This is a genomic window from Paraburkholderia phymatum (assembly GCF_040965635.1).
Taxonomy (GTDB): domain Bacteria; phylum Pseudomonadota; class Gammaproteobacteria; order Burkholderiales; family Burkholderiaceae; genus Paraburkholderia; species Paraburkholderia phymatum_B.
On the sequence record NZ_JBFRCH010000009.1, the window covers coordinates 105,143 to 120,762 of the forward strand.

11 protein-coding genes are annotated in these 15,620 nt (G+C 62.3%); 7 read left to right on the forward strand and 4 right to left on the reverse strand.

Translation table 11 applies throughout. The annotated features are described in order from the left end of the window. Positions 1-34: 34 nt before the first annotated feature. A complete protein-coding gene (locus tag AB4Y32_RS18475) occupies positions 35-832 on the reverse strand; it encodes an ABC transporter ATP-binding protein (RefSeq protein WP_368722718.1) in 798 nt (265 codons plus the stop codon). A 117-nt stretch (positions 833-949) separates the two neighbouring features. Continuing rightward, positions 950-1,963, reverse strand: coding sequence for an ABC transporter substrate-binding protein (locus tag AB4Y32_RS18480; protein WP_368722719.1), 1,014 nt, complete (start codon positions 1,961-1,963; stop codon positions 950-952). A 648-nt stretch (positions 1,964-2,611) separates the two neighbouring features. Between AB4Y32_RS18480 and AB4Y32_RS18485 the strand changes: the two genes are divergently transcribed. Both AB4Y32_RS18485 and AB4Y32_RS18490 read left to right on the forward strand, forming a co-directional pair. Beyond that, a complete protein-coding gene (locus AB4Y32_RS18485) occupies positions 2,612-3,352 on the forward strand; it encodes a hypothetical protein (protein ID WP_368722805.1) in 741 nt (246 codons plus the stop codon). A gap of 143 nt (positions 3,353-3,495) precedes the next feature. Next, positions 3,496-3,855: a hypothetical protein gene (locus tag AB4Y32_RS18490; protein WP_439899806.1), complete on the forward strand. Its 360-nt coding sequence runs from the start codon at positions 3,496-3,498 to the stop codon at positions 3,853-3,855. A 184-nt stretch (positions 3,856-4,039) separates the two neighbouring features. Here the strand turns inward: AB4Y32_RS18490 and AB4Y32_RS18495 are convergent, their stop codons facing one another. Continuing rightward, complete coding sequence (locus AB4Y32_RS18495; protein ID WP_368722720.1) at positions 4,040-6,268, reverse strand: SLC26A/SulP transporter family protein; 2,229 nt, start codon at positions 6,266-6,268, stop codon at positions 4,040-4,042. A gap of 286 nt (positions 6,269-6,554) precedes the next feature. On the opposite strand from AB4Y32_RS18495, the gene AB4Y32_RS18500 reads away from it, so the two are divergent. After that, positions 6,555-9,836: an adenylate/guanylate cyclase domain-containing protein gene (locus tag AB4Y32_RS18500; RefSeq protein ID WP_368722721.1), complete on the forward strand. Its 3,282-nt coding sequence runs from the start codon at positions 6,555-6,557 to the stop codon at positions 9,834-9,836. A 143-nt stretch (positions 9,837-9,979) separates the two neighbouring features. Here AB4Y32_RS18500 and AB4Y32_RS18505 read toward each other — a convergent pair whose 3' ends face one another. Next, on the reverse strand, positions 9,980-10,777 hold the full coding sequence (locus tag AB4Y32_RS18505) for an IclR family transcriptional regulator (RefSeq protein ID WP_368722722.1): 798 nt from the start codon (positions 10,775-10,777) through the stop codon (positions 9,980-9,982). A gap of 210 nt (positions 10,778-10,987) precedes the next feature. On the opposite strand from AB4Y32_RS18505, the gene AB4Y32_RS18510 reads away from it, so the two are divergent. The 4 genes from AB4Y32_RS18510 to AB4Y32_RS18525 are packed head-to-tail and all read left to right on the forward strand — an operon-like array spanning position 10,988 to position 15,562. Continuing rightward, the gene (locus AB4Y32_RS18510) at positions 10,988-12,856 is read left to right on the forward strand and encodes a flavin-containing monooxygenase (RefSeq protein WP_368722723.1); all 1,869 of its coding nucleotides are present in this window, start codon (positions 10,988-10,990) and stop codon (positions 12,854-12,856) included. Beyond that, positions 12,857-14,077: a CaiB/BaiF CoA transferase family protein gene (locus AB4Y32_RS18515; RefSeq protein ID WP_368722724.1), complete on the forward strand. Its 1,221-nt coding sequence runs from the start codon at positions 12,857-12,859 to the stop codon at positions 14,075-14,077. Next, entirely contained in the window at positions 14,077-14,940 is an 864-nt protein-coding gene (locus tag AB4Y32_RS18520; RefSeq protein WP_368722725.1) for a patatin-like phospholipase family protein, read from the forward strand. The genes AB4Y32_RS18515 and AB4Y32_RS18520 overlap by 1 nt, the downstream gene beginning before the upstream one ends. A gap of 31 nt (positions 14,941-14,971) precedes the next feature. Continuing rightward, positions 14,972-15,562: a nuclear transport factor 2 family protein gene (locus tag AB4Y32_RS18525; RefSeq protein ID WP_368722726.1), complete on the forward strand. Its 591-nt coding sequence runs from the start codon at positions 14,972-14,974 to the stop codon at positions 15,560-15,562. Positions 15,563-15,620: the final 58 nt, after the last annotated feature.

The following is a 15,620-nucleotide window of genomic DNA, read 5'->3' on the forward strand; positions in this document are numbered from 1 at the left end:
GTTGTGGGGTTGTCATGTGATTTCCAGACGTCGATTACCCGATCTGCACTTCTTCGCGCAGGTCGTGCCAGATATCGCGCGAGATTTCGATAAAGCGCGGGTCATAGCGGATTTCGGAAGTGATGCGCGGACGCGGCAGATCGATCTCGTAGACCTCCTTCAGCGTCGCCGGGCGTGCGGTCAGCACGAAGACGCGGTCCGCGAGCGCGATCGCTTCTTCGAGATCGTGCGTGACGAACACCACAGAGCCCGCATTGCCCGACCACAGCTGCAGCAACTCGTCCTGCATCAGCGTGCGGGTCTGCATGTCGAGCGCCGAGAACGGCTCGTCCATCAGCAGGATTTCCGGCTTGTTGATGAAGGTCTGCGCGAGCGCGACCCGCTTGCGCATGCCGCCCGACAGTTGATGCGGATAGTGCTTGCCGAACTTGTCGAGCCCGACGCGGCGCAGCCATTCGTTCGCTTCGTCATACGCGGCCGCTCTCTCGCGGCCGCGATAGAGCGGGCCGGCCGCCACGTTATCGAGCACCGAGCGCCACGGAAACACCGCATCGGCCTGGAACACGAAACCGATGCGCGGGTCGATGCCATCGACGGGCGCGCCCATCACCCGCACTTCGCCCGTCGTCGGTTTGAGCAGGCCCGTAATCATGCTGAGCGTCGTGGACTTGCCGCAGCCCGTGGGACCAACGATGGCGACGAACTCGCCCTTGGCCACCGACATGCTGAAGTCGCGCAACGCGATCGTCGCTTTGCCATCCGGGCTCACGAAACGGCAGCTGACATCGCTAAACTCGATGGCAGGTGCGTGCCCGGCAATACTTCTGTTCATCAGGAACTCACCAGAAAAATGGGGGGCCGGTGCCCGGATGCGGACCCCGGCACCCCCTGAGGAGGAGATGGATGAAAACGACAAACAACCCGGCTCAGGCGATCGCCGGCCCTACCTTTACTTCGCCTCCACGAACTCGTCCGTGTAGGTTTTGGTGAGATCGATGTGCTTGCCTTTCACCGAGGGACTGAATGCGGAGAGCACCTTCAGCACGGTTTGCGGGCCGTCCGCCGGCATCTTGCCGTCCGCGGTGAACATCGGCATCGACGCCCGCAGGGCGTTGACATACAGCGTCTTGTCTTTCTGATAGTCCGTCGGCATCTTCGCCGCGATTTCTTCCGCGCTGTGCGTGTGGATAAACTGCATGGTCTTCACGAAGGCATGCGCAAGCTTCGCTGCCTGCGCCTTGTGCGTGTCCGCCCAGGCGGATTGCACATACAGGCTCGCCGCCGGATACGTGCCGCCGAGCGCTGCCTTCGTCCCCGCCAGCGTACGCATGTCGACGAGCACCTTTGCGTCGCCGGACTTCTCGAGTGCCGAGATGGTGGGCTCGGTCGTCATCCCGGTATCGATGCGGCCTTGCTTGATGGCCGCAATGAAGCTCGCATCGGCACCGACCGGGAGCATCGTGAACTGGTCGGCGTGCACACCGTTACGCTCGGCGAGGTATTGCGTCAGAAAGCTGGTCGAGGAACCCAGACCTGTCACGCCAAGCGTCCTGCCTTTTACATCGGCCATGCTCTTGATGCCGTCGGCTGCCTTCGTGGCGACCACTTCCGCTTCCCCCGGCACCTGCCCGAAGACCACGATCGCCTTGACCTGCTTGCCTTTGCTTTGCAAGTCGATCGTGTGATCGTAGAAGCCGACGACCGCCTGAACCGCGCCAGCCAGCAGCTCGTTTTCCGCGTCGACGCCGGCGGGTTGCGAGAGGATCTCGACGTCGAGCCCTTCGTCCTTGAAATAGCCGAGCTGTTCGGTCAGTTTCGCCGGGAGATAGATAATCTTCGTCGCGCCGCCCACCATGATGCTGAGTTTGCCGTCGTCTGCTGCATAGGCGTGTTGAGCGAGGCCGACGGATAGCACTGATGCGCAGAGCGCGATCTGCTTCAGCTTACGGAAGGTGTGACGCATCGTGGTGTCTCCTTTGTTGGCGGCAGCGCGAATGGCTACCTCTGTATCGATGCGGCATCTTAAGTGGGTGAAACCTTCCTCCCGCTTTCACGCTCAGGTCAATAAGACTGGGGCTTTTCCCTATGGATTTCAGAGGGCAAGGATTTCCCGGTTGTTCATTGAGGCTGCCCGACCCGTAACGGCCCGGACGCGAGCGTCACGCTTCACACGGGCCCTCACCTCGCGTCGATCCACTCCAGTGTGCCGGGGCATCGGGCGTCGCGTATCGGCGATGTGTCTTCAGCTATCCGTCGATGGTGATGTAGTGGCATACAGGCGCCGCTAGCTTATTTGGACGCTCGATGAATCGCTTTCACACGATGTGCTTGCATCGGATTTGCCCTCTGTCAGGCACTTGCGCATTGTGCTCAACGATGTGCGCGACTCTCCCTTCTCCACACGCCATCGAGCGCCATTTGACGATTTGGCTGAGGCAACCACGCAACACATCAAAAGCGTATCGCAACCTAAGCATTCGATAAGGTTCACACCGCCATAGTGTGGCGCAACAGTACGAACTTCGAATCGAATACGTTGATGCTGAACGTGTCTATTCAACGCCTTTGAATAAGGAGTGGAGAAAGAATGTCTGGCGCGAACGTCACACCAATGCAAAACAAGGTGCCTGAAGTTACGGCCGCCTTCTGGACGATCAAGATCCTGTCCACGACGGTCGGCGAGACAGGCGCCGATTATCTTGCCGTACACGTGGGGCTCGGCACCACCGTCGCGATCGCTATCACGTTGTCGTTGCTTGCGGTTTCGCTGGTCACGCAATTGCGCAAACGCACTTACGTGCCGTGGTTTTATTGGCTCACTGTGGTGCTCGTGAGTGTCGTGGGCACGCAATTGACCGATGTGCTGAGCGACGTGCTCGGTGTCAGTCTATACATTAGTACCGCGGTCTTTACCCTTCTGCTCTGCGGCGTTTTCGCTACCTGGTATCGGAACGAACGAACACTCTCCATTAACACGATCGTGACACGCAAACGCGAGCTGTTCTACTGGACCGCGATTCTTGTCACGTTTGCATTGGGTACTGCAGCCGGCGATCTCGCGACGGAAGCAATCGGCCTCGGCTTTAGCCTCGGCGTCGTTGTGTTCGGCATCTTGCTCCTGCTCATGGGCTGCGCAGTATACCTCGGCGCGAACCATGTACTGATCTTCTGGTTCGCCTACATTCTGACGCGGCCCTTCGGCGCGTCGCTTGGCGATCTGCTGTCCCAGTCGAGAAATTATGGCGGGCTGGGCATGGGCACCGTCATGACCAGCGTAGTGTTCCTCGCCGTCATTGTCGTGCTCGTGGGCATTCACGCTTCGGTCAGAACGCGCCAGAGTCAGGCCACGTAGCACACATCGAATTTCAGTCCGCGTCGCCCGGAACTGACGAAGTTATCGAATCTTCAAACGGAGGATCGGTTATGAACCGACGCATGGTAGTTCCTGTACTCGCAGTTGCCGCATTCGCAGCTTATACGATGGAAGATTCGCATATGGCTTCAATGTCGCAACGTCTGTCTGCGCTCTCGCCGATTTCGATGGCACATGCCACTACTGCACAATCGAAGCTCGGCGATCTGTCGGCGTTTCGCACGATTGCGACCGACACGTCGAAGCTCGTCGACGCGAATGATCTGGCCGGCGCGAAAAAGCGGATCAAGGATCTCGAAACATCATGGGATGAAGCGGAGCCTTCGCTCAAGCCGCGCGCCGCCGCTGACTGGCATAAGCTCGACAAGGCCATCGACAACGCGCTCGAAGCGCTGCGCGAGAAGTCGCCGGAACAGGCCAGGTGCAAGGTGGCTCTTGCCGATCTGATCGCGATGATGGATCAGATGAGTGGGAAAGGTTGAGTTCAAGGTTCGGTTCGCACCAGGAGCCGCGGCACCGATCGTCACCTTATGAGGCACATCCCCAATCCCGCGCTGATGCGGCAATACGGACGTGCTTAAGCGGCGAGTCCGCTATCCGATATTACTTGACGCGACCGCCTCCCAAGCGCCACGGTAGTTGCCCCGAACGTTACCCCGCCACCGCTCAGTAGGCCGCGCGCAGGGCCTCACTGGCGAGGGCGAGCCGCGACGCGATGACCTTCACCAGAAAGCGATGAAACTGCTGAGCAACTGCGGGGTTGTCCTGTTCGAGAGTGATGAGCGCGGCCAGTGAAAGCCTGCGCACGCGCGTCGGCACCTCCGCGAACGCGTCGGCGCTGCGTGGCTGCTGCGTATACACGGCCATTTCCCCAACCACCGTGCCGGGGCGGCAAGCGCGCAGCCTCACCGAGCGCCCGTTTCCGAGCGGCAGCGAAACCGCGACCCGCCCGCGCTCGATGATATACAGTGCATCGCCCGGCTCTCCGCAAAGAAACAGTGGCTGGCCTGCTAGCAGCTCATGCACTTCGAGCCGGGCGGACAGTGTGTTCAGCGCTCCGGCCGTGAAATGCGGCGCAAGCATCGCGTGGAGGTCGTCACCGCGTTTCGGCGCGAGCGCGCGTGACGCGAGCAATGTGTCTTCGACCCATTCCAGGCCCGCATCGAGCGTGTCGAATTCACGAATCCGCAAATTGAGCGTGCCGGTTTTAGTCAGCAGATCGCGCGAGCGCGGCGGCAGTGCGGTCAAGATCAAGTCCGCGTCCGTCGCCGCGCAGAGTTGCCGCAGCTTCACGAAGCTGTTCGATACCGACGCGTCTATGCCTTGGGTCGACGCGAAGTCGAGCACGACGAAGCGCACCGACGCCGGATCGCGCGCGGCGAGCCGCTCGCGTATGCGCTGGAGGATCGAATTGGCCGTGCCGAAGAAGAGAAATCCTTGCAGGCACATGCCGCACACCTGTGTGCCGAGTCCGCGCAGCGATTCGGTCTCCTCGATGTTGCGCTCGACATTCGATGTCCGGGTGCGGAGGTCGAACTCCATGCGTATGCAACTGACCCGGCCGTACAGCAGCGTGAACATCACGCACGCGGCGACGACGCCTGCGACCACGCCGATGATCACGCCCCAGGCCGCGATCGTGCCGAGAATGACGAGCACGAGCAGGTACTCGTACCAATTGAGCTTCGCCCAAGCGCCGACAACCCACTGCTCGAGCAGGCGCAGCCCCATGAAAAGCTGGAGGCCGACGAGCACCGGCACGGGAAAGAGCGCGACGAGACCGGGCGATGCGGCAAGCGCGACGAGGCACGCGAGCGACGCAAAGACGCCCGCCATCCGACTCGTCGCGCCAACGCGCGCGTTGAGCATCGAGCGATTGAACGACTGATAGCCGACCATTCCGCCCAAAAGCCCGCTCGCGAGATTGGCGAGGCCTGCGGCCCGCATCTCGCGATTGAGATCGACATCCTCGCCCGTCGCCGCGCCAATCGCCGTCGAATTCATCAGGATCGTGACAGCCGAGGCCGATGTAACCACGAGGCTTTCCGGAAGGTGTGCGGTAATCGCCGACCAGTCGATGCCGCCCTGCGTGAGCTGCGCGCTCAGGTGCAGCTCAGGAAGCATCGCGAGCCGCAGCGCCCCGCGCGGCAGCAGCAGCCCCATGCCGCGCGCTTCGTCGATCGACAGGCCCGCGGCGCGCAGCAGGACGTAGAAGAGCACGACCCCGAAGGCCAGCGTGAGCGGCAGTGCCGCGACGTGCTTCCAGGTGCGCATCAGGATGGTCGCCAGCACGCCTACGACGAGCGCGGGAAGCCACGCGAACCAGTGAAGATGTGTCAACAGCGCGAGCGTCCGCCATTGCAGGGATTCGCCCGTCATCACGCGGAACGCGCCGGCGAGGAGCAGATAGCCCGTGCCGGCGAGGAATCCGCCGAGGACCGGGTAAGGCAGGAACTGCAGCGAGCGGCCGCGCCGGGACGAACCGATCGCGTAGAGCACGATGCCGGTCACGAGCGAACAGAGCGCGATTGCGATCAGCACGGTCAGCAGGAGGGTCTGCGGGGAGCCGCCGTCCGCGCGCACGCTGCTCGCGACGCCTGCCGCCACGCCCGCGAGAAACGCCGCCGCGTTGCTGTCGGGGCCGCCGATGTTCAGGCGCATCGAGCTCGTCAAAGAAATAACGAGCGCCGTGACGACACAACTGACGAGCGCTGTGGGCACGCCGAGCATCGCGTAGCGGGCGAGATCGGCGCTGAAGATCATCGTGCCGAGGCTCATCGCGTAACACAGCATGATGAGCGAAGATATCGCCCCGGCCGCCAGATCGCTGGGCAGCTCCGCGACGCGCGAGCGCGGCGGGACGTCGGAAACGGAAACGGTCTTGCCCGGCTTCACGTGAATTCCAGGTGAAATGCGAAGGCGCGATGGAGAGCCAGTATGGGCCAGTATAGAGCCCTTATCCGTCCTCGATCGGAATCCTGTCAAACGCCATACGCGGGCTATGCGCGGTCCGCGGCTCACGCCTACACTGGGTTCATCGGCACGATCCCGGACGGGGTTGGTGCCGTTCGCATCGGCAACGGGCGCGCGCTTTTCGTCTGCGCTTTGAGTCCATGGGAAGGAAGCGGACCCGGGCGGCAGAATGGCGCGCGCCGCCCGGCATTGGATGCAGGCGGCGAACATGAATATTGAGCAATGGCTGCACGTCCTGGGTCTTGAGCAGTACGCGCAAGCGTTCGCGGCGAACGATATCGATCTGTCGCTGCTCGCGCAGCTGACCGAAGTGGACCTGAAGGAGCTCGGGGTGCAGTCGCTCGGCCACCGCAAACGCATTCTCGCCGCGGCCGCGCGAGACTCGGCGCCGGCGGCGCAGGCGACGTTCGCCGTGGACACCCCTACCGACGAGCGCAGGCAGGTCACGATCCTCTTTGCCGATCTCTGCGGCTTCACGGCGCTGTCGCGCACGCTCGATCCGGAGGAACTGCGTGCGCTGATCGGCCGCTTCACGGCGCTCGTCGACGGCATCGTGCTTGCCTATGGTGGCACGACCGACAGGCACATCGGCGATGCAGTGATGGCGCTGTTCGGCGCACCCCGCGCGCACGAAACGGACACGCTGCGCGCGGCCCGCGCGGCGCTCGACATCCACGACGCGCTGACGCAGTTGAGCGCGCAGGCGGCGCGGACGTTGCAGGCGCATATCGGCATCGCGAGCGGCGAGGTGGTCGCGGGCGCGCTCGGCTGTGTCGATGCGCGGGACTACACCGTGACCGGCAATCCGGTGAACCTGGCCGCACGGCTCCAGGTCGCGGCAGCGGCCGGTGAGACCTGGCTTTCCGATGACGTGGCGCGCGCGCTCGGCGACGCCGCCGTCTGCGACGCGAACGGTGAGCAGTGCTTCAAGGGCATCGACACGCCGGTGCGGACATGGCGGCTGCGCGCCATCGCGAGCGAATCGGCGAAGGCGAGTCAGAGCCTGTTCGTCGGACGCCAGGCCGAGCTCGAGCAGTTTCACGGTATCGTCCACACATGCGTCGCGAGACGGGCCGGCCACGTCGTCCATGTGCGCGGCGAAGCGGGCATCGGCAAGACGCGTCTCGTCGACGAGATGCGCCGCTACGTGCAGTCGCAGGGCTTCGCAATCCATCGGGGCCTCGTGCTCGATTTCGGCGTGGGCAAGGGGCAGGACCCCGTACACGCGATCGTCGGCAGCCTTCTCGGCCTGCCGGCCGTCGCGTCGAGCGAGGCGCGGCAGGCCGCCGCCGCACGTCTCGCCGCAGAGGGCGTCGTCGAGGCCGAGCAGCACGCCTTTCTCCACGACCTCCTCGATCTGCCGCTTGCGGGCGAATGGCGAGCCCTCTACGACGCGATGGACCACGGAGCGCGCAAGCGCGGCAAGCAGGCGCTCGCCGCGAGAGTGACCGACGCTGTGTGCAGGCAGGCGGCGACTCTCATCATCGTCGAAGACCTGCATTGGGCTGACCCAGAAGTCCTCGGCTATCTCTCGGCCTTCGCCTCGGGCATCGCGAACGGCCCGGGCGTCCTCGTGACGACCTCGCGCGTGGAAGGTGATCCCATCGATGCGACGTGGCGCGCGTGCTGCAGGGACACGCCGTTCACGACAATCGATCTCGGGCCGCTGCGAACTGACGAGGCCCTGACCCTCGCGGGCAACTTCATCGACGCGACACAGCGTGTCGCGCTCGCCTGCATCGAGCGCGCGGGCGGCAACCCGCTGTTCCTCGAGCAGCTATTGCGCAACGCCGAGGAAGGCAGCGGCAGCGCCGTACCCAGTTCGATCCGCAGCCTCGTGCTCGCGCGGATGGACCGGCTTGCGCCCCGCGACCGCCTCGCCTTCCAGGCGGCCGCCGTGATCGGCAAGCGTTTCGACATTGCGTTGCTTCGGCGGCTCATCGACGATCCCGGCTATGTCTGCGACGGCCTGCTCGCCAATGCGCTCGTGCTGCCGGAGGGCGAGGACTTCCTGTTCGCCCATGCACTGATCCAGGAGAGCGCATATTCGACGCTGCTGCGCGCGCGCCGACGCGAACTGCACCGCTGCGCGGCCGACTGGTTCGCGCACGGCGACCCCACGCTGCACGCCCAGCATCTCGACCGCGCCGAGGACGAACGCGCGCCGCAGGCCTACCTGGCCGCCGCGGGCGCGCAGTACACGTCCCACCTGGCCGAGGCCGCGCTGCGCCTTGCCGAGCGGGGCCTCGAGATCGCGCGGACAGACGCGGACCGCCACGCCCTGAGCTGTTGCAAGGGCGAACTCCAGCGCGACCTCGGCGACATCGCGGGATCGACCGCCACTTATCGCGCGGCGCTGGCGGCCGCCCCCGACGACGCCAGTCTGTGCCGCTGCCAGCTCGGGCTTGCGGAAGGCCTGCGCGTGAGCGAAGGTCTCGACGAAGCGCTAGACCTGCTCGCGGCCGCGCAGCGGATCGCGGAGCGCGACGACCGGTTGACCGAGCTCGCGAGTCTTCACTATCTGCGCGGCAACATCCTTTTTCCGCTCGGGAAGATCGATGCCTGCAGCGCCGAACACGAACGCGGGCTCGCCTATGCGCGGCGCCTCGGCTCGCCGGAGGCAGAGGCCCGCGCGCTCGGCGGCCTCGCCGATGCCGCGTACGCGCAGGGGCGGATGCGGACGGCGTTCCGCCATTTCAGCGATTGCGTGGCGTTGAGCCGCCAGCACGGGTTCAGCCGCATCGAAGTCGCCAATCGTCCGATGCAGGGCTTCAGCCGCATCTATCTGAACGATGCGCGGCAAGCTCGCGAAGACGCCGTTGCCGCCGCGCGCGCCGCCGGGTTGATCGGGCAGCCGCGCGCGCAATTGCTGGGTGAGACGCTCGGCGTGTTCGCCTGCTACGAGCTAGGCGATGTACAGGCTGCGCGGGTCCATCTGGAGCATGAAATGCAGGTGATCCGGCAGTTGGGCGCGCGCCGGTTCGAAGCGCAGAACATGGAAATGCAGGGACGTGTATGGCTGGACGACGGATGCCGCGGCGAAGCGGTGAAAGCGCTTCACGAGGCGCTCGCGATCTCGCGCGAAGTGGGCACGCAGTTCTGCGCGCCGAAGGTCCTGGGCGCCCTCTCCCGCGTGGTCGACGAGAACGACGAGCGTGCGCGGCTCCTGGCGGAAGGCGAGGACCTGCTGCGCCTCGGCGCGGTCGGCCACAACCACCTCTGGTTCTACCGCGACGCCATCGAAGCGATGTTGTCGGCCCACGATCCCGCCGGCGTGCTGCGCTACGTGACGGCACTAGAGGACTACACGCGGCGCGAACCGCTGCCCTGGGCCGAGCTGTTCGCGGCGCGCGGCCGCGCGCTCGCGCGTACCCTGCAGGAGCCCGCGGACGAAGCCGTGCGATGCGAGCTTGGGCGTGTGCGAACCGTGCTGCTGCAGGCTGGCTTTCGGCACTACCTGGCCGCAGTCGATGCAGCGCTCGCCGCTTGAGGCGAGCGTCACGCCAGCGCCACGTGCCTTTCCGTCCCGCCGATCGAGGCCACACGTTCGCTAGTCGCAGCCCTCGAGAGAACGATACCGCGCGAGCGGTATCGTTTAATGCGCGAACGCCTGATCAGGTTGGTAGGCGCATCCTATTCGGTCAACTTCGCTGAAGGAGTAAATCCGGCGGCCCGTAGTTCCGTGGCAACCGTCCGGGTAACCCACATCTTGTGCTCATAGTTCATCTTGCTCGACAAGGCAGCAACCGAGATCGCCGCGTATCCGTCCTCTCCGACGTCAAAGCTTACGCCCACACCTGACACGCCTTCGTGTACGAGCCCGTCTGTGGCCGAGAATCCCTGTTTCCGCGTCTTTTCGACAAGATCGCGTAGTCGGGGCAACGTCAGTCCGGAGGGCCTGAATTCCTCTTCATGCCTCCTGTATATGGCCTCGATCGAAGCATCGTCCTCCCGCGACAGGAGCGTAACGCCGGCAGATCCTACGCCTAGCACACGCATGCCGCCCACCTGAAGCACCAAGGTTCGCACTGGCGAACGCCCTTCCTCATAGTGCAGGCAATGTGCGTAGTCGCCATTGCGCACAACCAGAAACACCGTGTCCTCAGTGATATGGGCCAGTCGTTTCATCATGGGTCGGCACGCTTCGAGCAGCGGCGCCCGCTTCATGGATGCCAAACCGATCTGCATGGCTTGCATGCCAAGCCGATACCTCTTGCTGCCGTCACCTCGTTCGACAAAACCCGAGAGTTCGAGCGTTTTCAATAATCGATTTGCGGTGATGCGGTCGATCTCTGCCGCCTTGGCTAGATCCGTGACCGTGGCGCCGTCCGGATGCAGGCCTGCAACACGGCGAAGCAAATCCAGTGCACGCGAAACAGATTGCGTTCCCTGTACCGCGGATGGTTTATCAGTCAGTAGTGCATCCGTCATGGTTTCCCCTAGTCACGTTCACAGTACGAACGTTTGTGATGGTTCTCATTGTGAACGTTTTTCGTTCGCGATGGAATAGTTTCTTACTCAACCACCCCCTACGACTTTCACATGGCACACAATCCCCATCAAGTAGCTACGCTTTCGGATCAGGAGTGGACGGAAGGTCTTCGCCAAGCTCTGCCGGCGGCAAATCTCCCGACGCTCCTGATGGTCCTGATCCATCTGACGGGCGACCGCAAGTGGCTCGACGAGCGCTATCAGTGTTCGCGCATTCGCGGCTTGGACGAAAACGACTCGGGCGGCCTGCCGGAAGAACTTCAAGCCGAAATTCGCGAAGCTGCGTGGAACGCGTTGCTGAAGTGGAAGGTTGATGGTCAGGTCAAGCTCGCGGGTCCCGATTGGGATACGCTGGTCCAGATGCTGCAACTCGGCGTCGGCGAAGCGATTCCGGCATCGTACGGCCCGATGATCAGCGCGTGGCTCGGCCTCGACGAAGACATGGTCATCGACCAGAAAGGCCGCTTCGACGTGCCTGAAGACTTCAAGGTCGTCATCATCGGCGCCGGTGTCGCCGGTTTGTGCGCAGCGATCCGTCTCCAGGGCGCTGGCATTCCGTTCACCGTGATCGAAAAGAACAACGAAGTAGGCGGCACGTGGTACGAAAACCATTATCCGGGTTGCGGCGTCGATACACCGAATCACATCTATTCGTACTCTTTCGCCAAGGGCGACTGGTCGAAGTACTTCGCGTTGCAGCAAGAAATCCAGACGTACTTTGAAGGCGTTGCTGACCGCTTCAACTTGCGTGAGCACATCCGTTTCGAATCGCGCGTCGAAGCAGCACGCTACGACGAAAAGTCGATGCGTTGGACCGTTGATGTTTCGAGCAAGGGCGAAAACTACAGCCTCGAAGCGGACGTCCTGATCAGCGCAGTCGGCCTGCTGAACGTGCCAAAGATGCCAGACATCCCCGGCTTGGACAAGTTCGAAGGTCTGGCCTTCCACACGACACAATGGCCGGAAAACATCAAACTGGAAGGCAAGCGTGTTGCCGTGATCGGCACCGGCGCGACGTCGATGCAGATCGTGCCGGAAATCGCTCCCCGCTGCGGCCATCTGACCGTATTCCAGCGTTCGAGGCAGTGGGCCGCACCGTTCGAGCAATTCCGTAAACCTGTCCCGCAAGACAAGCGCTTCATGTTGGCTCATGTTCCGTTTTATCAGGAATGGTATCGCCAGCGTCTGGCCTACATCTTCAACGACCGCATCCACGGTTCGTTGCAGATCGACCCGCAATGGCCGCATCCGGAGCGTTCGATCAACAAGACGAACGAGCGTCATCGCACCTACTTCATCGACTACATCAAGGAACAGCTCGGCGACCGTCAAGACCTTCTCGACGCTTGCGTGCCCGACTACCCGCCGTTCGGCAAGCGCATGCTGATGGACAACGGCTGGTACCGCACCATGACGCGTCCGAACGTCTCGCTGGTCCAAGGCGGCGTCGTCGAAGTGCAAGGCAACAAGGTGATCGACAGCAACGGTAATGCACATGAAGTCGATATCCTCATCGTCGCAACTGGTTTCGATGCAATCAACATGCTCGCGTCGTTCAACCTCGTCGGTCGTGGCGGCCGTAGCATCCGGGAAGTGTGGGCTGACAAGGGTGCCGAAGCATATCTCGGCGTTGCAGCACCGGGCTTCCCGAACTTCTTCATGCTGGCAGGCCCGAACACGGCGCTCGGCCACGGCGGTTCGGTTGTCGCCCTGCTGGAAACGCAAGTCAGCTATGTCCTGAACATCATGCGTCAGGCAATGGAACGTGCAGGCAAGGATCTGCGTTTCGAATTCGAAGTGGACAAGCAACGCCACGATGAATTCAACGTTCGCGTTCAGGAAGCTCACAGCCGCATGATCTGGTCGCACACCGGCATGACCAATTGGTATCGCAACGGCCATGGCCGCATCATCGCCACTACGCCGTTCCGTAACGACGACTACTGGCACATGACGCGCCGTGCGGATTTCTCCGACTACGCGTTCAAGACCGCGGTCGCCGAAACGGAGGAAGCGTAAATGATCGCGACGACTCAACGTCAGCCAGGCCCGTACATGCTGAGCGGTCTTCGTATCCTCGACCTGGGTACGATGGTCGCGGGCCCGGTGGCGTGCACGCTGTTCGGCGACTTCGGTGCCGACGTCATCAAGGTCGAGGTCCCGGAGCGTGGTGACACGGTTCGCGATCTCGGCCCCTTCGTCGAAGGCGAATGCCTGTATTGGGAAGTCGAGAACCGCAACAAGCGTTCGATCACGCTCAACCTGCGCGAAAAAGAAGGCCAGGAAATCCTGTATCGCCTCGTCAAGGAAGCCGACGCGGTGGTCGAAAACTTCCGTCCCGGCACACTCGAAAAGTGGAACTGCAATTTCGAGACCCTGAAGAAGCACAACCCGAAGCTGATCATGCTGCGCGTGTCGGGCTTCGGCCAGACCGGCCCGTACTCGGAACGTGCAGGTTACGACCGCATTGCTCTGGCATTCGGCGGTCTGATGGGCATCACCGGTTATCCGGACCGCCCGCCCGTCCGTATCGGCACCTCGACGGCGGACTATCAGACCGCGATCCTGGGCGCGTTTAGCCTGATGATGGCGCTCTACAATCGCGACGTACTAGGCGGCCCGGGCCAGGAAATCGACCTGGCAATGTACGAATCCGTTATTCGCTTCACCGAAGTGCTGGTGCCCGAATACGATCGATTGGGCGTCGTGCGCAAGCCGCGTGGTAACAAGCACTTCGCTGCGGCTCCGGGCGAACACTTCGAGACCAGTGACGGTCGCTTCGTGATTCTCACCTGCTCCGCTGAGGCTGGTTTCCAGCGTCTGTGTGTGGCGATGGAACGTCCGGACATGCTCGAAGATCCGCGTTTCAAGACTCACCCGTTGCGTTGGCAACATATCGACGAACTGAACAATCTCGTCGGTGACTGGATCAAGTCGCTGCCGGTGCCGGAACTCACCGCAAAACTCGATGAAGCGAAGTGCGCCTACGCGTTCATTCTCAGCATCGACGACATCATGAAGGACCCGCACTACCAGGCTCGCGAGACCATCGTGCCCGTCGAGAATCCACGAATCGGACCAGTACGTATGGCGGGCGTTGTTCCGCGTATTCCGGGTGCTCCTCAAAAGCCGATCGATCCGGCACCGACGATCGGCCAGCACAATGCCGACGTGTACGGCGATCTTCTGGGCATGCGCGAGAGCGAGCGTGAGCAACTCAGGCAGACGGGCATCATCTGATGAAAAGCACTCTTAACAGAGCGGCTGTCTTCGGTGGTGGGGGCGTCGTTGGTATCGCGTGGTCCGCCGGCATCGTCTATGGTCTCGAAAAGACGGGTACCCGGATATCGAATGCTGACGTGCTGGTCGGTACCTCGGCAGGTTCCGTCATCGCGACGCAAATCGCGTGTGGCTCCGAAGTTTTCGATATGTTCATGCATCAGCGGTATCCGACGCCCGATTCCGGGGAGCAGTTTCGGCCGTATTCGCAGGAAGAAGCGGATGCTGCCAATTGCAAGCTGATGGAAAAGGTGAACGGTGATCTGGTTGCCGCTCGCAAACGTATCGGCAAGTTCGCACGACGAAGTGAAACACCCACAGTGGAAGTCCGTCGCGCGATCATTGCCTCCCGCCTGTCAAGCACTGAATGGCCGGATCGAACGCTGCGTCTGATCGCTGTTGATACCGACAGCGGCGTGCCACGTGTATTCGATTCGGCAAGTGGTTGCGCACTCATCGATGCAGTGGCAGCAAGTTGTGCAGTGCCAGGAGTATGGCCTCCCGTTCCGATCGAAGACGCGTATTACATGGACGGCGGTATTGCTTCGATGACTAATGCCTGGGTGGCGGAAGCATCGCGCCGAGTTCTGGTGCTTGCACCTCTCGGCTACTCCGATGGCAACCCCGTCAGCGGCCATTTGCGTGCAGAAGTCGCTGCAATCGAAGCGCGGGGTGCAAGTGTGCGAGTTATTGCGCCTGACACTGCATCGCTTCTGGCATTCGGCAACAACGTGCTCGATCCAGCACGTCGTGGACCTGCGGCTCAAGCAGGTTATGAACAGGGCACTGCGCTCGCGAAAGATATCGCGACGTGGTGGGGGTAATAACGGGATTCATGGAAGGAGACAAATAGAAATGTCGCAGAACGAAGCCTTTTCCGCGGCCCGCCTCGTTGACCGGATGATCATCCAGCACGTGATGGCTCAGTGGTGTCACGCGGTGGACCGACTCGACCGACAGGGCATGCTCGCCGTCTTCCACGACGGGGCAACCGACAGCCACGGTCCGTATATTGGCCCGGTCGAAGGCCTCGTTGATTGGGTCATCGAACGTCACAAGGCCATTCCGTTCAGCAGCCACTTCATCGGCAACATGCTGATCGATTTCGCCAGCGAAGACGTGGCGATCGTCGAAACGTATGTGCGAACGATCCAGCAATATCCACCGGAAGCGAAGGCTCAGATTGCACAGTTCACCGGCGGTGCATCGGGCGCAGAAGGTTCGTACGTCGATGTGTTCACGTCGTCGCGCTATCTCGACCGCTTCGAGCGGCGTGACGGCGAGTGGAAGATCTCGGAGCGTACGCTGATCCAGGACTGGAAGCGTCTCGATGAAGTGAAGGTCATGGCGCTGCAACCGAAGGAAGGCTGGATCTTGGGCAAGCGTGATGGCAACGACGAATCGCAGGTTGTTCGTCGTCGGTTCTGTCTCGACGCAGCCGTATAACGCGATAACCTGGGCCACGGTGTTTGCCGTGGCCCAATGTCTTATAAAAAGGAGACGT